The organism is Pseudomonas sp. PAMC25584 (assembly GCF_058135675.1).
In genome coordinates this window covers 491,339-510,484 of the sequence record NZ_CM176870.1, presented here as the reverse complement: position 1 = coordinate 510,484, position 19,146 = coordinate 491,339, and the positions used below count along the sequence as shown (strand labels likewise).

Annotated in this window: 11 protein-coding genes and 1 pseudogene; 8 read left to right on the top strand and 4 right to left on the bottom strand. The window is 61.1% G+C overall.

Annotation, left to right across the window (positions count from 1 at the left end; translation table 11 throughout):
• Positions 1 to 32: 32 nt before the first annotated feature.
• The gene (msrA, locus tag ACS5Q8_RS02255; RefSeq protein ID WP_276195998.1) at positions 33 to 680 is read left to right on the top strand and encodes a peptide-methionine (S)-S-oxide reductase MsrA; all 648 of its coding nucleotides are present in this window, start codon (positions 33 to 35) and stop codon (positions 678 to 680) included.
• 114 nt (positions 681 to 794) lie between these two features.
• Here msrA and ACS5Q8_RS02250 read toward each other — a convergent pair whose 3' ends face one another.
• A complete protein-coding gene (locus ACS5Q8_RS02250) occupies positions 795 to 1,631 on the bottom strand; it encodes a 23S rRNA (adenine(2030)-N(6))-methyltransferase RlmJ (RefSeq protein ID WP_247397281.1) in 837 nt (278 codons plus the stop codon).
• A gap of 250 nt (positions 1,632 to 1,881) precedes the next feature.
• Here ACS5Q8_RS02250 and ACS5Q8_RS02245 point away from each other — a divergent pair, with 250 nt between their 5' ends.
• From ACS5Q8_RS02245 to ACS5Q8_RS02235, 3 genes and pseudogenes are all read left to right on the top strand, one after another.
• Positions 1,882 to 3,159 carry an O-acetylhomoserine aminocarboxypropyltransferase/cysteine synthase family protein gene (locus ACS5Q8_RS02245; protein ID WP_443700744.1) on the top strand — a complete coding sequence of 426 codons (1,278 nt, stop codon included), beginning with the start codon at positions 1,882 to 1,884 and terminating at the stop codon, positions 3,157 to 3,159.
• Positions 3,160 to 3,458: 299 nt separating this feature from the next.
• Positions 3,459 to 4,406: pseudogene (locus ACS5Q8_RS02240) on the top strand (hypothetical protein).
• Entirely contained in the window at positions 4,396 to 4,785 is a 390-nt protein-coding gene (locus ACS5Q8_RS02235) for a hypothetical protein (RefSeq protein ID WP_465159794.1), read from the top strand. The pseudogene ACS5Q8_RS02240 and the gene ACS5Q8_RS02235 overlap by 11 nt, the downstream one beginning before the upstream one ends.
• A gap of 92 nt (positions 4,786 to 4,877) precedes the next feature.
• Here the strand turns inward: ACS5Q8_RS02235 and putP are convergent, their stop codons facing one another.
• The gene (gene putP / locus ACS5Q8_RS02230; protein ID WP_247397270.1) at positions 4,878 to 6,362 is read right to left on the bottom strand and encodes a sodium/proline symporter PutP; all 1,485 of its coding nucleotides are present in this window, start codon (positions 6,360 to 6,362) and stop codon (positions 4,878 to 4,880) included.
• A gap of 462 nt (positions 6,363 to 6,824) precedes the next feature.
• On the opposite strand from putP, the gene putA reads away from it, so the two are divergent.
• Complete coding sequence (gene putA, locus ACS5Q8_RS02225) at positions 6,825 to 10,778, top strand: trifunctional transcriptional regulator/proline dehydrogenase/L-glutamate gamma-semialdehyde dehydrogenase (RefSeq protein WP_465159793.1); 3,954 nt, start codon at positions 6,825 to 6,827, stop codon at positions 10,776 to 10,778.
• A gap of 167 nt (positions 10,779 to 10,945) precedes the next feature.
• On the top strand, positions 10,946 to 12,748 hold the full coding sequence (locus tag ACS5Q8_RS02220; protein ID WP_276195990.1) for an acyl-CoA dehydrogenase: 1,803 nt from the start codon (positions 10,946 to 10,948) through the stop codon (positions 12,746 to 12,748).
• On the opposite strand, the gene ACS5Q8_RS02215 is transcribed toward ACS5Q8_RS02220, so the two are convergent.
• Positions 12,745 to 13,038 carry a cell division protein ZapA gene (locus ACS5Q8_RS02215; RefSeq protein WP_253392967.1) on the bottom strand — a complete coding sequence of 98 codons (294 nt, stop codon included), beginning with the start codon at positions 13,036 to 13,038 and terminating at the stop codon, positions 12,745 to 12,747. The two genes, ACS5Q8_RS02220 and ACS5Q8_RS02215, sit on opposite strands and share 4 nt — an antisense overlap.
• Complete coding sequence (locus tag ACS5Q8_RS02210; protein ID WP_276195988.1) at positions 13,035 to 13,265, bottom strand: hypothetical protein; 231 nt, start codon at positions 13,263 to 13,265, stop codon at positions 13,035 to 13,037. The genes ACS5Q8_RS02215 and ACS5Q8_RS02210 overlap by 4 nt, the downstream gene beginning before the upstream one ends.
• Before the next feature lie 692 nt (positions 13,266 to 13,957).
• Here ACS5Q8_RS02210 and ACS5Q8_RS02205 point away from each other — a divergent pair.
• Together ACS5Q8_RS02205 and mscK are read left to right on the top strand one after the other, a co-directional pair.
• Positions 13,958 to 15,700: a potassium/proton antiporter gene (locus tag ACS5Q8_RS02205; RefSeq protein ID WP_276195987.1), complete on the top strand. Its 1,743-nt coding sequence runs from the start codon at positions 13,958 to 13,960 to the stop codon at positions 15,698 to 15,700.
• A gap of 49 nt (positions 15,701 to 15,749) precedes the next feature.
• Complete coding sequence (gene mscK / locus ACS5Q8_RS02200) at positions 15,750 to 19,133, top strand: mechanosensitive channel MscK (protein WP_465159792.1); 3,384 nt, start codon at positions 15,750 to 15,752, stop codon at positions 19,131 to 19,133.
• Positions 19,134 to 19,146: the final 13 nt, after the last annotated feature.

The following is a 19,146-nucleotide window of genomic DNA, read 5'->3' as shown; positions in this document are numbered from 1 at the left end:
ACTGTTAACTCAACCTGACGAGAGGACTGCTCATGGTCTTGCGCTCGGAAATTCTGGTGAACAAAAACGTGCTTCCTACTGCAGAACAAGCTTTGCCCGGCCGTGAAACCCCGATGACCCTGCCGGAAACGCACTTCGTCAACGGCAACCCGCTGCTCGGCCCGTTCATCGACGACGTCGGCTTCGCGATCTTCGGCCTGGGATGCTTCTGGGGGGCGGAGCGCAAATTTTGGCAGCGCGATGGCGTGGTCAGCACCGTGGTCGGCTATGCCGGCGGCTACACGCCGAACCCGACCTACGAAGAAGTCTGCTCGGGCCTGACCGGCCATAGCGAAGTAGTGCTGGTGGTGTATGACCAGGCCAAGCTGAAATACGAAGACTTGCTGAAGATGTTCTGGGAGCTGCACAACCCGACCCAAGGCATGCGCCAGGGCAATGACATCGGCAGCCAGTACCGTTCAGTGATCTACGCCACCACGCCGGAGCAATTGACGGCGGCGCAGGCCAGTGCGCAGGCGTATCAGCAAGAGCTGAGCAAGGCCGGCCTGGGCACCATCACCACGGAAATCGACGAAGCCCCGACGGTGTACTTCGCCGAGGCGTATCACCAGCAATACTTGGCGAAGAATCCGCAGGGTTACTGTGGGATCGGCGGCACCGGCGTGACTTGCCCGATCTAAAAAAATGTGGGAGGGGGCTTGCCCCCGATTGCAGTATGTCAGTCTCAGTATCTTTAACTGAACCACCGCTATCGGGGGCAAGCCCCCTCCCACATTGATTTGCGCCAGACTCGGTTACTCGGCAATCAGCCAATCCATCTGCCACCCGCCCTGGGTCTGGCCCAGTTGCTTGGACAGCCACGGCAGCAGCTCACGCAATTCCTCTTCCAAACCCCACGGCGGGTTGGCAATCGCCAGGCCCGAGCCGGTCAGGGTGTTGGGCGTGTCCAGCGGATGCACCAGCAATTCCACGCGCAACAACTTCGGCGCACCGGTGCCGGCCAGGTCCTGGTAGAAACGGCGCAACATGCGTTGGTCCTTCACCGGATACCAGATCGCCGCGACCGTCTGGCGCATGCGGCTGACCGCCTCCTTGAGCGACGCCGCGCAGCGCTGCATTTCGTCGAGTTGCTCAAATGGCGGATCAATCAGCATCAAGGCACGCTTTTCCTGCACCGGCAGCATGGCGCGCGGCACATGCCAGCCTTCGCCCAGGTGAACCTTGACGCGGCGATCACCCTTCATGTTGTCCTTGAGCAACACGCCGTCTTCCGGGTGCTTTTCATTGAGCAGCACGCGGTCCTGGGGACGGGTCAGGCGTCGTGCCAGTTCCGGCGAACCTGGGTAATAGCGCAATTGGCCATCCGGGTTCATCTCGTGCAGCACGCGCATGTAGTCGGCGGTCAATGGCGGCAGGTCGCTCTTGCCCCACAGACGGGCGATGCCCTCCAGGTATTCACCGGTGCGGTTGGCCTGGTCGCCCTGCAAGTCGTACAGACCGATGCCGGCATGGGTGTCGAGGTAGGCGAACGGCTGCTCCTTGCGCGACATCAAGGCGATGAGTCGGGTCAAGGTCAGGTGTTTGAAGACATCGGCGTGGTTGCCGGCGTGAAAGGCGTGACGATAATTCATGGTTGCTCCTGCGCAGGGGGCGAAGTTTACCTGCTACACGGGCAAAGGTGCAGGGGCGCATGCCGGGCGGTGCTTATGCCGCAAATACAGGTGTACGACTGAAAACAATCTAACCCCTACTCTGTGTGCGGGCTTGCCCGCATGCAACTGACGCGGTATTACCTGCACACCGCGATGAAGCCATCGCAGCCAAGCCAGCTCCCACCCTGCCAGGGGGCGCCCATAAAAACCAAGGAGGTCAACAAAAACCATGAAAGACGCCACCATCGCCCTGCACCACGGCTTCAAGTCCGACCCGACCACCAAAGCCGTCGCGGTGCCGATCTATCAGAACGTCGCCTTCGAATTCGATAATGCCCAGCACGGCGCCGACCTGTTCAACCTGGACGTGCCCGGCAATATCTACACGCGGATCATGAACCCGACCAACGATGTGCTGGAACAGCGCATGGCCGCGCTCGAAGGCGGTATCGCTGCGCTGGCCGTGTCCGCCGGCAGCGCAGCGATTCATTATGCGATCCAGACCTTGACCCGCGCCGGTGACAATGTCGTCACCACGCCGCAGCTCTACGGCGGCACCTACACCCTGTTCGCCCACCTGCTGCCGAGCTTCGGCGTCGATGTGCGCTTCGCCCGCGACGATTCCGCCGCCGCCATCGCCGAACTGATCGACGACAACACCAAGCTGGTCTACTGCGAGAGCATCGGTAACCCGGCAGGCAATATCATCGACATCGAAGCCCTGGCCGATGTGGCCCACGCCCGTGGCGTACCGCTGATGGTGGACAACACCGTGGCCACGCCGATCCTGTGCAAACCGATCCAGTTCGGCGCCGATATCGTGGTGCATTCGGTGACCAAATACGTCGGCGGCCATGGCAACTCCCTGGGCGGCGTGATTGTCGACAGCGGCACGTTCCCCTGGACGAAACACGCGGAAAAATTCCCCGGCCTCAACCAGCCCGAGCCGGCTTACCACGGCGTGGTCTACACCGAAAAATTCGGCCCCGCCGCCTTCATCGCCCGCGCCCGCACCGTGCCACTGCGCAACACCGGCGCAGCGCTGGCGCCGATGAACGCCTTCCTGCTGCTGCAAGGCCTGGAAACCCTGGCCCTGCGCATGGAGCGCCATACCGAGAACGCGCTGAAGGTCGCGCAATTCCTGCAAGATCACGCCGAAGTGAAGTGGGTCAGCTACGCCGGCCTACCCGATCATCCGCACCACGCACTGGCGCAGAAATACATGCAGGGCAAACCCTCGGCGATCCTGTCGTTTGGCCTCAAGGGCGGCTACGCAGCCGGTGTACGCTTCTACGACGCCCTGCACATCTTCAAGCGCCTGGTGAACATCGGCGACGCCAAATCCCTGGCCTGCCACCCGGCGTCCACCACCCATCGCCAGATGAACGAGCAGGAACAGGCCAAGGCCGGCGTGAAACCGGAGATGATTCGCCTGTCGGTGGGGATTGAGGCGATTGAAGATTTGATCGAGGATCTGCAACAGGCGCTGGCTGCAACGCACGTCTGAGGCCAGGTCATCGGCCCGTGCGTCATGGCTAACATCCGCATGGCGCGTGAAGCAGGCGACCTTGTGCCGCGAGGTCGTCGGCGTAAAGGCAGTGAAAATTCACGCCTCTGTCGGAAACATACCGCAACTCAGTAGCCCTTTTCCCAAAAGCAAAAAACCACCGAAAAATCCCCCGCCAAAACCACGACACCGCTCGAACCGCTCTTTAAATTGCGCAGCCATGCTCATTCAAAAAGGACTGTTTCCATGGCAAGCAACGACCTCCCTTCGAACCGATCACTATGGCTTGGGAGTCGCTAATGCCTCAGCCCTATGCCTTCATCAATGACCGCCAACAAACCTCGGTGGAGCTCAAGGCAAGTTTGCGCTTGAGCCCATACGCCGAAGCCAAGTTCGACACCCTCAATACCCACATTCGCAATGTTGTCGTACTGCCAGGGCAGTTAGTGATCATCGGTGACGAAACCACTGCGATCTTCACCCCGCAAGAGTCACACTTGATGCGAGCCGCCTGGGATATTCGGCATAGCGTGATGGCCGCAGGTGGGGATGCTTTTGCACTGCACAACTATGACTTGCTGAAAAAACTGCTGGGCTACGCTTCGCTGGGGATAGGCACCGCAGGGGCTGCCTGGGGTCGACACTTGCAAAACATTGCAAAGACCCTCGAAGAAATTGATGCACTGCACAAACAATTCCTGCGCCGGGGTGGCGGTGCTGCGCGAGATGAGTTCCTCGCTCGACGCCAAACCCTGTTTGCCAAACTGGACGCGTAAATGCGTAGTTTTGCGCGTTATGGCACAGGGCTACGCAATGAAGGTTCGATCAAGAAAATGCTGGGTATCTCGACCAAGAGTTATTTGCATAGTGGAGAGATAAAGAAGTACAGCGAAACGATTGCGCGGGTTTCGAAGACGGCAAAACTGCTGAAAAAAGGCACGCCGCTGGGCATCGCGCTGAGTGCGACTGCAACGGCGTTGGAGATCAAGGAGGCGTGTTCTACCGGGAGAGAGGAGCAGTGCAGGAAAGCGAAGTATGTGGAGGCAGGTAAATTAACCTTCGGTGTGGCAGGAGGAATCCTTGGAGGTCAGATAGGAATGGGCTTGTGTGTAGCCGTAATGGCCCCTACAACCGGGCCAGTCGCCTTGAGCTGTCTTTTGATAGCCGGCGGAGTCGGAGGCGCTGTTTTTGGGAACTGGGGTAGCGAAATTGGTGCTGCGACTGGAGAGGTTCTGTATGAATATTGAGCACTTCCTCAATTTACCAACAAAAGACCAAATAGCGCTTGGGTCAGCGGCTGCAATGCTCATAGCGGTTATTCTCGATCTATTTCTGGCCTATCGAAAATTAGAGAGGATGGAACGCTACCTGGATCAGTGCAGCATCTTGAACACTTACAAACACCTGTTGAGCAACTCCCTACGCGGCAGGTTGGGCAGGCTATGCGTGGTCTATGTCGCAATCGCTCTGCCGCGATGGAATGCAAAACGTGGCGTCGTTGATTTACAGCAGGTTGAGGCGTTTCCGAGCCGCCTGAAATTTGCTCTTCATGGAACAGCATTCATCGGGCTACTCGGCGTTGGAGGCACAACGATCTTTCATTTCCGCAACCAATTGAGCTTGTAAGCACCCGACCGCGACGCATTGTTCATAAAAAAGGCCCGACATTCAAAAAATGCGGGCCTGTTTCATTTCAACGAGTCGCCAAAACCTACCGATTACTTGTTGAGGTTGTAGTCTTTCTCCGCAGCATCAAAGCGCTCGACCATACCCGCAGTCGGCGCGCCCAGCTTGCTGACGATGTAGATCGCCAGGCTGGCGAAAATGAAGCCTGGTATGATTTCGTACAGGCCCAACAATTCGAAATGCTTCCACACGATCACGGTGATCGCGCCAACCAGAATGCCAGCCAGTGCGCCGTTGCGGGTCATCTGTTTCCAGATCACCGAGATCAGTACCACGGGGCCGAACGCAGCGCCGAAACCGGCCCAGGCGTAGCTCACCAGGCCCAACACGCGGTTATTCGGGTTGGCAGCCATGGCGATGGCGATCAACGCCACCAGCAGCACCATGACACGGCCGACCCACACCAGCTCAACCTGGGAGGCGTTCTTGCGCAGGAAGGTCTTGTAGAAGTCCTCGGTCAGGGCGCTGGAGCACACCAGCAATTGGCAGCTCAGGGTGCTCATGACCGCCGCCAGAATCGCCGACAGCAGAACGCCAGCAATCCATGGGTTGAACAGCAGCTTGGCCAGTTCAATGAACACACGTTCGTGGTTCTCGTTGACCGGGCCGGCCACTTCCGGGTGCGCCGAGAAGTAGGCAATACCGAAGAAGCCCACGGCCACGGTGCCGGCCAGGCACAGGATCATCCAGGTCATCGAAATGCGACGCGCCTTGGCGATCGACTTCACCGAATCCGCCGCCATGAAGCGCGCGAGGATGTGCGGCTGGCCGAAGTAACCCAGGCCCCAGCCCATCAGCGAGATGATGCCGATGAAGCTGGTGTTTTTCAGCATGTTGAAGTTGTCGGGGTTCTTCGCTTCGATCGCCAGGAACGTGGTGTCGATGCCGCCAGTGGCCAGCAGCACGATGATCGGTGTGAGGATCAGCGCGAAGATCATCAGGGTGGCTTGTACGGTGTCGGTCCAGCTCACGGCCAGGAAACCACCCACGAAGGTGTAGGCAATGGTCGCCGCAGCGCCGGCCCACAGGGCGGTCTCGTAGGACATGCCGAAGGTGCTTTCGAACAGGCGGGCACCGGCTACGATGCCGGAAGCGCAATAGATGGTGAAGAACACCAGGATCACCACCGCAGAGATGATCCGCAGCAGGCCGCTTTTATCTTCGAAACGGCTGGAAAAGTAATCCGGCAGCGTCAGGGCGTCGCCGTTGTGCTCGGTCTGCACGCGCAGGCGACCGGCCACGAACAGCCAGTTGAGGTACGCACCGACGATCAGGCCGATGGCGATCCAGCTTTCCGACAGGCCGGACATGTAGATTGCACCCGGCAGGCCCATCAACAACCAGCCGCTCATATCGGAAGCACCGGCTGACAAGGCAGTCACCACGCTACCGAGGCTGCGACCGCCCAGGATGTAATCGGAAAGGTTGTTGGTGGAGCGATAGGCCATTAAGCCGATCAGCACCATTGCTGCGATGTAGATCACGAACGTGATCAGGGTTGGATTGCTAACGCTCATAGAAGTGACGCCCTGGCTTTGTTTTTATGTAGCGGCGGTCTGTCAGACGGCCACCCACTGATTCAGTGAGTGGATGTACCTACATCGCACGCATTTATGACTGACGTTTCCCCAGGAAAGCCGCCAGCCGATGAACCGCACCATAAGCGCGGTTGCACCTTGGCCGCGAATGCTATTCAACAAAGCAAATAAGGTGCAACCAGTTTCTTGCGAATAAGTTGCACCTTGATGTGTTTTGCTCAAAACACCCCGTTTTTGCTCCTTTTCGGAGCAAGCACAGCCGATCTCAGAAGCAAATGCACAAAATCGAAGCGGATTCGGTCGAGGTCTGGTTTTTTTCCGATTGAACGTCGAAAATTTCATGCATAAAAAGGGTTGCACCCGGTTGCACCTCTTCCAGAGCGAAGCTAATCTTGCCGCCAGCTGATGCCACTCGGTAGTGGCACCCATGAGGATAAGAAAATGGCTACGACCACCCTTGGGGTCAAACTCGACGACCCGACCCGCGAACGCCTGAAGGCGGCCGCGACCTCCATTGATCGCACGCCGCACTGGCTGATCAAGCAGGCGATTTTTAATTACCTGGAGAAACTAGAGGGTGGTGCAACCCTGACCGAGCTCAATGGCTTGAGCTGCAAGGAAGCCGATGATGCCGGCGAGGTCCAGTCCGACCACGCCCATCAGTGTTTCCTCGAGTTCGCCGAGAGCATCCTGCCGCAATCCGTCCTGCGCGCCTCGATCACCGCCGCTTACCGTCGCCCTGAGCCGGAAGTGGTGCCGATGCTGATCGAACAGGCTCGCCTGCCGGCACAGATGGCCGAAGCCACGAATAAGCTGGCCGCGTCGATTGCAGAAAAACTGCGCAATCAGAAGAGCGCCGGCGGCCGTGCCGGCATCGTCCAGGGCTTGCTGCAGGAATTCTCCCTGTCGTCCCAGGAAGGCGTGGCACTGATGTGCCTGGCCGAAGCGCTGCTGCGCATCCCCGACAAAGGCACCCGTGACGCACTGATCCGCGACAAGATCAGCACCGGCAACTGGCAGCCGCACCTGGGCAACAGCCCGTCGCTGTTCGTCAATGCCGCCACCTGGGGCTTGCTGCTGACCGGCAAACTGGTCTCCACGCATAACGAAACCGGCCTTACCTCGTCCCTGAGCCGCATCATCGGCAAGAGCGGCGAGCCAATGATCCGCAAGGGCGTCGACATGGCCATGCGCCTGATGGGCGAGCAGTTCGTCACCGGCGAAACCATCGCCGAAGCCCTCGCCAATGCGAGCAAGTTCGAAGCCAAGGGTTTCCGCTATTCCTACGACATGCTCGGTGAAGCCGCACTCACCGAACATGATGCACAGAAGTACCTCGCGTCTTACGAGCAGGCCATTCATTCCATCGGCAAAGCCTCGAACGGCCGTGGGATTTATGAAGGCCCGGGCATTTCCATCAAGCTGTCGGCCCTGCACCCGCGTTATAGCCGCGCCCAGTACGAACGCGTGATGGACGAGCTGTACCCGCGCCTGCTGTCCCTGACGTTGCTGGCCAAGCAATACGACATCGGCCTGAACATCGACGCCGAAGAAGCCGACCGCCTGGAGCTGTCCCTGGACCTGCTCGAACGCCTGTGCTTCGAGCCGCAACTGACCGGCTGGAACGGCATCGGTTTCGTGATCCAGGCCTACCAGAAGCGTTGCCCATATGTGATCGACTACGTCATCGACCTGGCGCGCCGCAGCCGCCACCGCCTGATGATCCGCCTGGTAAAAGGCGCGTACTGGGACAGCGAAATCAAGCGCGCCCAGGTCGAAGGGCTGGAAGGCTACCCGGTGTATACCCGCAAGGTGTACACCGACGTGTCCTACATTGCCTGCGCACGCAAACTGCTGTCGGTGCCGGAAGTCATCTACCCGCAGTTCGCCACGCACAACGCCCACACCCTGTCGGCCATCTACCATATCGCCGGTCAGAACTATTACCCCGGCCAGTACGAGTTCCAATGCCTACACGGCATGGGCGAACCGCTGTACGAGCAGGTAGTCGGCAAGGTTGCCGATGGCAAGCTGAACCGTCCGTGCCGCGTGTACGCACCGGTCGGCACCCACGAAACCCTGCTGGCCTACCTGGTGCGTCGCCTGTTGGAAAACGGCGCCAACACCTCGTTCGTCAACCGCATTGCCGACCAGTCCATCTCGATCCAGGAGCTGGTGGCCGATCCAGTGGCCAGCATCGAGCAAATGGCGACGCTGGAAGGCGGCTTCGGCCTGCCGCACCCGCGTATCCCATTGCCGCGTGACCTGTACGGCAGCGACCGCGCCAACTCGGCCGGTATCGACCTGGCCAACGAACACCGCTTGGCGTCGCTGTCCTGCGCCCTGCTGGCCACCGCACACAACCACTGGAAAGCCGCGCCGATGCTGGGCTGCGCCGCCAGCAATGAAGCCGCTGCGCCGGTGCTGAACCCGTCCGACCTGCGTGATGTGGTCGGCCACGTACAGGAAGCCACCGTCGACGACGTCGACAACGCGATCCAGTGCGCCATCAACGCCGGCCCGATCTGGCAGGCCACCCCGCCCGCCGAGCGTGCCGCGATCCTCGAACGTGCCGCCGACCTGATGGAAGGCGAGATCCAGCCGCTGATGGGCCTGCTGGCCCGTGAAGCCGGCAAGACCTTCGCCAATGCCATCGCCGAAGTGCGTGAAGCCGTGGACTTCCTGCGTTACTACGCCGTGCAGGCGCGTCACGATTTCACCAACGACGCCCACCGCCCATTAGGCCCGGTGGTCTGCATCAGCCCGTGGAACTTCCCGCTGGCGATTTTCAGCGGTCAAGTCGCCGCTGCACTGGCCGCCGGCAACCCGGTACTGGCCAAGCCTGCCGAGCAAACCCCGCTAGTGGCCGCACAAGCGGTGCGCATCCTGCTCGAAGCCGGCATTCCGGAAGGCGTGCTGCAACTGCTGCCGGGCCGGGGCGAAACCGTCGGTGCGCGTCTGGTCGGTGATGAGCGCGTCAAAGGCGTGATGTTCACCGGTTCCACCGAAGTCGCACGCCTGCTGCAGCGCAATGTCGCCGGGCGCCTGGATGCCCAGGGCCGGCCGATTCCGCTGATCGCCGAAACCGGTGGTCAGAACGCGATGATCGTCGACTCCTCGGCCCTGACCGAACAAGTGGTCATCGACGTGGTGTCGTCGGCCTTCGACAGTGCCGGCCAGCGTTGCTCGGCCCTGCGTGTCCTGTGCCTGCAGGAAGATTCTGCAGACCGCGTCATCGAAATGCTCAAGGGCGCCATGGCTGAATGCCGTCTGGGCAACCCTGAGCGCCTGTCGGTGGATATCGGCCCGGTGATCGACGCCGACGCCAAGGCCGGCATCGAGAAGCACATCCAGGCCATGCGCGACAAAGGCCGCGCCGTGTACCAGGTGGCGATTGCCGACGGCGAAGAGATCAAGCGCGGCACCTTCGTGATGCCAACCCTGATCGAACTGGAAAGCTTCGACGAGCTGCAACGGGAGATCTTCGGCCCGGTGCTGCACGTGGTGCGCTACAAGCGCAAAGAGATCGACCAGTTGATCGGCCAGATCAACGCTTCCGGCTACGGCCTGACGCTGGGCGTACACACGCGCATCGACGAGACCATCGCCAAGGTGATCGACAACGTTCATGCCGGTAACGTCTACGTCAACCGCAACATTGTCGGGGCTGTGGTCGGCGTGCAGCCGTTTGGCGGCGAAGGTTTGTCGGGCACCGGCCCGAAAGCCGGTGGCCCGCTGTACCTGTACCGCCTGCTGTCGACGCGTCCTACCGATGCGATCGAGCAATCCTTCGCTCGGGGTGATGCATTGTCCGCACCGGACGTGCGCCTGCGCGATGCCATGAGCCAACCGCTGACCGCCTTAAAAGCCTGGGCCGACAGCAACACGTTCAGCGAACTGAGTGCCCTGTGCAGCCGGTTCGCCGCGCAATCGCAAAGCGGTATCACCCGCCTGTTGGCCGGTCCGACCGGCGAGCGCAACAGCTACGCCATCCTGCCCCGCGAGCATGTGCTGTGCCTGGCGGAAGTGGAAGGCGACCTGCTGACCCAACTGGCGGCGGTATTGGCCGTCGGCGGTTCGGCGGTATGGCCGGAAACTGAGCTGACCAAAGCCTTGTTCCCACGCCTGCCGAGGGAGATTCAGGCGAAGATCAAGCGTGTGGCCGACTGGACCAAGGACGAAGTCGTGTTCGACGCAGTCCTGCACCACGGCGACTCCGATCAACTGCGCGCGGTTTGCCAGCAAGTCGCCCAGCGTGGCGGGGCGATTGTCGGGGTGCATGGTTTGTCCCAAGGCGAAACTGCAATTGCCCTGGAGCGTTTGGTGATCGAGCGTGCGTTGAGCGTCAACACCGCAGCAGCCGGTGGTAACGCCAGCCTGATGACCATCGGCTAACTGCCGGAACGCGGTCAACATGTGGGAGGGGGCAAGCCCCCTCCCACATTCGACTGCATTTAAACTCCTCGTCCGCGTTCTGCCCCTCCATCACCCAGATCAATCTTGCTAGCCGCCCTCCATTCCCGCACTTAGACTCAGGCCCCTTCCCACACAGGTAAGCCGCCATGTCCGAGACGCTACTCAGTTCCCGCAATCTGGCTTTCGAGCTGTACGAAGTCCTTGATGCCGAGGGCTTGACCCAGCGCGAGCGGTTTGCCGAACACAATCGCGAAACCTTCGACGCGGCCATCAGTACCGCCCGGAACATTGCCGAGAAGTACTTCGCGCCGCATAACCGCAAGAACGACGAAAACGAACCACGCTACGAGGACGGCAAGGCCATCCTGATTCCGGAAGTCAAACCGGCGGTGGACGCCTTCCTCGAAGCGGGCTTTCTCAATGCCGCGCGCAGTTTCGAAGCCGGCGGCATGCAGTTACCGACATTGCTGTCCCAGGCCTGCTTCGCGCACTTCCAGTCGGCCAACGCCGCGTCAACGTCCTACCCGTTCCTGACCATGGGCGCCGCCAACCTGATCGAAAGTTTCGGCACCGAGGAGCAGAAGCAACGCTTCCTGCAACCGATGATCGAGGGGCGTTTCTTCGGCACCATGGCCCTGACCGAGCCCCACGCCGGCTCGTCGCTGTCGGACATTCGGACCCGCGCCGAGCCTGCGGCGGACGGCAGCTATCGCCTCAAGGGAAACAAGATTTTTATCTCCGGCGGCGACCACCCACTGTCGGAAAACATCGTGCATATGGTCCTGGCCAAGCTGCCGGACGCGCCGGCCGGGGTGAAGGGTATTTCGCTATTTATCGTGCCCAAATTCCTGGTCAACGACGACGGCAGCCTGGGCGAGCGCAACGATGTGTTGCTGGCCGGGCTATTCCACAAGATGGGTTGGCGCGGCACCACGTCCACAGCGCTGAACTTCGGCGATAACGGGCACTGCGTCGGCTATCTGGTGGGCCAGCCGCACCAAGGCCTGAGCTGCATGTTCCAGATGATGAACGAAGCGCGCATCGGCGTCGGCATGGGCGCGGTGATGCTCGGTTACGCCGGTTACCTGTATTCCCTGGAGTACGCACGCGAACGTCCGCAGGGCCGCCTGCCGGACAGCAAAGACCCGAGCACCGCGCCGGTGTCGATCATCCAGCACGCCGACATCAAGCGCATGCTACTGACCCAGAAAGCCTACGTCGAAGGCGCCTTCGACCTCGGCCTGTATGCCGCACGCCTATTCGACGACACCACCACGCTGGCAACCGACGGCGAGCGCAAGCACGCCCACGAACTGCTCGACCTGCTGACCCCGATCGTCAAATCCTGGCCCTCGGAGTTCTGCCTCAAGGCCAACGAGCTGGCGATCCAGATTCTCGGCGGCCACGGCTACACCCGTGAATACCCGGTGGAGCAGTACTACCGCGACAACCGCCTCAACCCGATCCATGAAGGCACCCACGGCATCCAATCCCTGGACCTGCTCGGGCGCAAGCTGGCGCAGAACGGCGGCGCCGGCCTGAAGCAGTTGATTCGGTTGATCGCCGAAACGGGCGCACGGGCGCAGCAATACCCCTCGCTGAATGCCTTGAGAGAGCCGCTGGAACACCTGGTGGCGCGCCTGCAAAGCGTGACGATCGGCCTGCTGACGGATCTCGCCCAAGGCAAAGTCAACAGCAGCCTGGCGAATTCGGCGCTGTACCTGAAGGTGTTCGGACACACGGTGATTGGCTGGCGCTGGCTGGAGCAGGCGATTCGCGCCGAAGAAGGCCTGGCCAAGGGCAATGCGGCGGACACCGCCTTCTATAAAGGCAAGCTCCAGGCAGCCCGGTACTTCCTGACCTGGGAAGTACCGGGCTGCCATCATGAACTGGCAATTCTCGAGGCCCGCGATGATACGTGCCTCGGCATGCAGGATGAGTGGTTCTAAGGCTGGCCGATAGCCTTGGAAATCACCTCGACCGTGGCGCTGACTTGCTCTTGGTAACGGTCGAGTTCCTGCTGGTGACGCTGTTGCATTTCGATCTGCTCGGCGCACAGGTTCAGCGCGGCCAGCACCAATAGCTTGTCACCGATCAGGGTCGGGTACTTTTGCTTGGTAGTCGCCAGGGAGGCCTTGAGCAGGGTCACGGCGCGCATCAGGGTTTGATCTTCTCCGGCCGGAGCCTTGATCGAGTAATCCTCTCCGAGAATCGAAACGACCTTTATCCCTTCGTTCATGCGCTGACAGGACCTGCGCTCACACGCTCAACCAACGCCTGGATACGCGCAGCGGTGGCGCCGTTCTTTTCTTCCTGCTCCATCAGGTTCAGTTGCAGGCTGTCGTTCTCATCCTTGGCGCGGGCCAGTTCCGCCTTGAGGGATTCATGAGTGCCCAACAGGTCGTGATTCTGCTGTACCAGGTCGCTGACCAGTTGTTCCAGTTGACTGAGGGATGCTTCTAACATTTTGATTTCCTGGGCTTTTAAAAGGGCGGTGACGATAAAGAAAATTCACCTCGGATGCCAGGGTTATCCCCGGCGCGCAGCCCGATGGTTAAGGGCCGGGCCACACTTTCGAGCCTTAGTGACTGCATTTCCCCCATCAGGTTCCTGAATCGGCCCAACCCCTCGTCAGATGCGATAAAAGCACATGCGCTTTTAGATTTTAGTCGTACTGCCGATAGGTGATGCATTTCCCGCCTCATGGCCGCGTGGATCGCGCATCTTCCCAGGGTTCCCGCATGTCTCTTCGTAATATGAATATCGCGCCGCGCGCCTTCCTCGGCTTCGCCCTGATTGGCATACTCATGTTGTTTCTCGGTGTGTTCGCCCTCAACCAAATGAGCAAAATCCGCGACGCTGATCTGCGACCTGGCCGACCAGCGAGTGGTCGCGCCTGGCGGTGGATTTGAATGGGATGGTCGGGCGGTTTCGCCTCTAAAAATGTGGGAGGGGGCTTGCCCCCGATTGCGGTGTATCAGAATCAGATGTGCTGACTGACACTCAGCTATCGGGGGCAAGCCCCCTCCCATATTTAGATCGGCGCCCGTCGTTAAAACCTTTTTGACAGCGCGGCAATTCAACAGGTTAGAATCGCTGGCACGCAGACTGCATGGTCAGAATGCGCCCGTCTTAATTTTGCCCATGGAGTACTGCCTTTGAATGCGACAACCATCAACAGCCTGTTCTTGATCGGCGCGTTGCTGGTGAGTGCGAGCATTCTGGTGAGCTCTCTTTCGTCCCGCTTGGGCATCCCGATCCTGGTGATCATCCTGGCCGTGGGCATGGTCGCCGGCGTCGACGGCGGCGGCATCATCTTCGATAACTACCCGACCGCCTACCTGGTGGGCAACCTCGCCCTGGCCGTGATCCTGCTCGACGGCGGCTTACGCACACGGGTGGCAAGTTTTCGCGTGGCACTCTGGCCGGCGTTGTCGCTGGCCACGGTGGGGGTGTTGATTACCACCGGCCTCACCGGCATGGCCGCAGCCTGGCTGTTCGACCTCAATATCATTCAAGGCTTGCTGATCGGCGCGATTGTCGGCTCCACCGACGCCGCCGCAGTCTTCTCGCTGCTCGGCGGCAAGGGGCTCAACGAACGGGTCTCCGCCAGCCTGGAAATCGAATCCGGCAGCAACGACCCGATGGCGGTGTTCCTGACCGTCACCCTGATCGACATGCTCGCCAGCGGCCAGACCGGCCTGCACTGGAGCCTGCTGATTCACCTGGTGCGCGAGTTCGGCATCGGCGGCTTCATCGGCCTGGGCGGCGGCTGGCTGATGCTGCAGATGGTCAACCGGATCAACCTGGCAAACGGCCTGTACCCGATCCTGGTGATCGCCGGCGGCCTGTTTGTCTTCGCCTTGACCAACGCACTGCACGGCAGCGGCTTCCTCGCCGTGTACCTGTGCGGCCTGGTGATCGGCAACCGCCCGGTGCGCAGCCGTCATGGCATTTTGCATATGCTCGACGGCATGGCCTGGCTCGCCCAGATCGGCATGTTCCTGGTGCTGGGCCTGCTGGTCACGCCCCACGATCTGCTGCCGATTGCGCTGCCCGCCCTGGGCCTGGCGCTGTGGATGATCCTGTTTGCGCGGCCGCTGTCGGTGATGGTCGGCCTGCTGCCGTTCAAGGCGTTCCACGACCGTGAAAAAGCCTTTATCGCCTGGGTCGGTTTGCGCGGCGCGGTGCCGATCATTCTTGCGGTGTTCCCGCTGATGGCCGGCCTGCCCCATGCGCAGCTGTACTTCAACCTGGCGTTCTTTATCGTGCTGGTCTCGCTGCTGGTGCAAGGCACCAGCCTGCCGTGGGTGGCCAAGCTGCTGAAAGTAACCGTACCACCGGAGCCGGCGCCGATTTCCCGCGCGGCCCTGGAAGTCCACGTCACCAGCGAGTGGGAGCTGTTCGTCTACCGCCTGGGCGCGGAAAAATGGTGCATCGGCGCAGCCCTGCGCGAACTGAGAATGCCCGAAGGCACGCGCATCGCGGCACTGTTCCGTGGCCAGCAACTGCTCCATCCGTCGGGTAGCACGGTGCTGGAAGCCGACGACCTGCTCTGCGTGATCGGTCACGAACACAACCTGCCAGCCCTGGGCAAACTGTTCAGCCAGGCGCCGCAACGCGGCTTGGATTTGCGCTTCTTCGGCGACTTCGTCCTCGAAGGCGACGCCCAGCTCGGCGCGGTATCGGCGTTGTATGGCCTGCAACTCGAAGGCATCGACGCGGACATGCCATTGAGCCACTTCATCACCCAGAAAGTCGGCGGCGCGCCGGTGGTCGGCGACCAGGTGGAGTGGAACAACACGATCTGGACCGTCGCGGTCATGGACGGGAACAAGATCGGCAAAGTCGGCGTCAGATTCCCCGAAGGAAGTCGCCCGGGCCCCGGACTCTTCCTCTAAACTGCGGGGCAACACTGCCCCGTTTCTTCACCTTGCTCGACCGGTCTCTATGCCTACCCTGCGCACTTTTCTCGCCACTGCCCTGCTGGGCCTGACCCTTTGTGTCGGCAGCGTATACGCCGCCGACCCGCCCAACGCCGACGCTATCCAGCAAACCCTGGACAAGCTGCCCGACCGCAAGCTGCCCGACGCCGACATGAAGGCGCTGCAGGCGATCCTGCAGCAGACGTTGACCTACCTGGGCAACAAGCAGGATTACGAGCAGCGCCTGGCCGATCTCAAGCGCCAGTTGCAAGACGCCCCGCGCCTGACCAGCGAAAACCAGCGCGAATTGACCCGGCTCAAGGCGACTAAAGTCGTCCCGGTGGCCCAGCGCTACGCCACCTTGCCGGTGCCGCAACTGGAGCAACTGCTGGTACAGCGCACCACCCAGCAAGGCGACCTGCAAAAAGACCTGGCCGACGCCAACAGCCTGACCATCGCCGCCCAGACCCGCCCCGAGCGCGCCCAGACCGAAATCAGCAGCAGCCAGACGCGCATCCAGCAGATCAACGCGACCCTCAAGGCTGGCAAGGACAATGGCAAAACCCTCAGCGCCGACCAGCGCAACCAGTTGAACGCCGAACTGGCGTCGCTGAATGCACTGATCCCGCTGCGCCGCCAGGAACTGGCCGGCAACAGCCAACTGCAAGACCTGGGCAACAGCCAGCATGACCTGGTGGTGGAAAAAACCGCGCGCCTGGAGCAAGAGATCCAGGACCTGCAAACCCTGATCAACCAGAAACGCCTAGCCCAGTCCCAGCAGACGGTGACCCAACAGTCCATCGAAGCGCAGAAAGCCGGCGGCAGCAGCCTGTTGGCCACGGAAAGCGCGGCCAACCTGAAACTGTCCGACTACCTGCTTAAAAGCACCGACCGCCTCAACGACCTGACCCAGAAGAACCTGCAGACCAAGCAGCAACTGGACACCGTGACCCAGAGCGACTCGGCGCTGGACGAGCAGATCAACGTGCTCAAGGGCAGCCTGCTGCTGTCGAAGATTCTGTACAAACAGAAGCAGGCCTTGCCGCGCCTGACGGTCGACCGCGACCTGGCGGACAACATCGCCAACATTCGCCTGTACCAGTTCGAGGTCAACCAGCAACGCGAACTGATCAGCTCGCCCAGCACCTACGTGGATAACCTGCTGGCCAACCAGCCGCCGGATGAGGTCACCCCGCAATTGCGGCGCACCCTGCTGGAACTGGCGATTACCCGCAGCGACCTGCTCGAGCGCCTGAGCCGCGAGCTGAGCGCGCTGCTCAATGAATCGATCACCCTGCAACTGAACCAGAAACAACTGCTCAGCACCGCCACCAGCCTGCGTGCGACTCTCGATGAACAGATGTTCTGGATTCCCAGCAACAAGCCACTGGACACCGAGTGGCTGGAAACCGTCCCGGATCACCTGAGCAAGCAAGTCACCTCCCTGCCCTGGGCCTCCAGTGTCAGCGAACTGTACGACGGCCTGACCCAGCGCCCGCTGCTGTTCCTGCCGTTGCTGCTGTTGATCGGCGCGCTGCTGTGGCGGCGCAACGCCTTGTACGCACGCCTGAAAAAGGTCCACCTGGACATCGGCCACTTCAAGCGTGACAGCCAATGGCACACGCCCCAGGCGATCCTGGTGAATATCCTGCTGGCCATGCCCGTGGCCTTGGGCCTGGCGTTATGCGGTTATGCGCTGCAGATCGACGCCCGCGGGCAAAACGCCAACCTGGGCGCCGCACTGTTGCAGATCGCCCAGGCATGGATGGTGTTTTACACCGCCTACCGAATCCTCGCGCCGGGCGGCGTAGCCGAATTGCACTTTCGCTGGGAACGTCCGCAGGTCGAATTCCTGCAAGGCTGGGTGCGCAAGCTCGGGCTCGTGGTACTGGCGCTGGTGGCCGTGGTGGCCATTGCCGAGCATCAGCCGGCGGCACTGGCCGACGACGTGCTCGGCATCGGCGTGGTGCTGACCTGCTACGCGCTGATGGCCTGGCTGTTGGGCCGCCTGCTGTTGCACAGCACGACCCACGAGAAAGCCTCACTCTTTCGCAAAGGCGCGGGCCTGTTGTTTACCGCGCTGCCCATCGCACTGTTTATCGCCGTGTGCTTTGGCTATTACTACACCGCCCTGAAGCTCAGCGATCGGTTGATCAACACCCTGTACCTGCTGATGTTCTGGCTGGTGATCGAAGCCACATTCGTCCGCGGCCTGGGCGTCGCGGCCCGGCGTCTGGCCTATTCGCGGGCGCTGGCAAAACGCCAGGCCGCCAAAGAAGCCGGCGACGGCGAGGCGGTGATCGAAGAGCCGACCCTGGACATTGAACAGGTCAACGAACAATCCATGCGCCTGATCCGACTGGCCCTGCTCGGCGGCTTCATCGCGGCGCTGTACTGGGTGTGGTCGGATCTGATCTCGGTGTTTTCCTACCTGGACAACGTCACCCTCTACGAATACACCAGCGGCACCGGGGCCAATATCAGCATGGTGCCGATCAGCATCGGCGACATGCTCGGCGCGCTGATCATCATCGGCATCACGTTCGCCCTGGCGCGCAACCTGCCCGGTTTGCTGGAGGTGTTGGTGCTGTCCAAGCTGGACCTGGCCCAGGGCAGCGCCTACGCCACCACCACATTGCTGTCTTATGTGATTGCCGGCGTGGGGTTTGTCTCGACCCTGTCGACCCTCGGCGTGAGCTGGGACAAGTTGCAATGGCTGGTGGCGGCGCTGTCGGTGGGACTGGGCTTCGGCATGCAGGAGATCTTCGCCAACTTTATCTCCGGCATCATGATCCTGTTCGAGCGCCCGGTGCGGATCGGCGACACCATCACCATCGGCAACCTGTCAGGCACGGTGAGCAAGATCCGCATCCGCGCCACCACCATCACCGACTTCGACCGCAAGGACATCATTGTCCCGAACAAAACCTTCATCACCGGGCAACTGATCAACTGGTCGCTGACCGACACCATTACCCGGGTCACCCTCAAACTCGGCGTGGACTACGGCTCCGACCTCGACCTGGTGAAGGCCCTGCTGCTCCAGGCCGCGCGGGAAAACCCACGGGTCCTGAAAGACCCCGAACCGCACGTGTACTTCCTCAATTTCGGCGAAAGCACCCTCGACCACGAACTGCGCATGCACGTGCGTGACCTCGGTGACCGCAACCCGGTGGTCGACGAAGTGAACCGTTTTATCAACCGCGAGTTCAAGAATAACCATATCAACATCTCGTTCCGGCAGATGGAGGTTTACCTGAAAAACCTGCACGGCCAGGAGTACAAACTGGTGCCGGTGGAAGACGAGAACCACGCCATCGCCAACCCGGCCAAGGCCCCAGACGCACCGCAGCCACCGCCAGGCAAAGTGGTCGACGCACCCGAGCCGCCGCCCTCCACGCTCGACTAAAGCGCCTATCCCC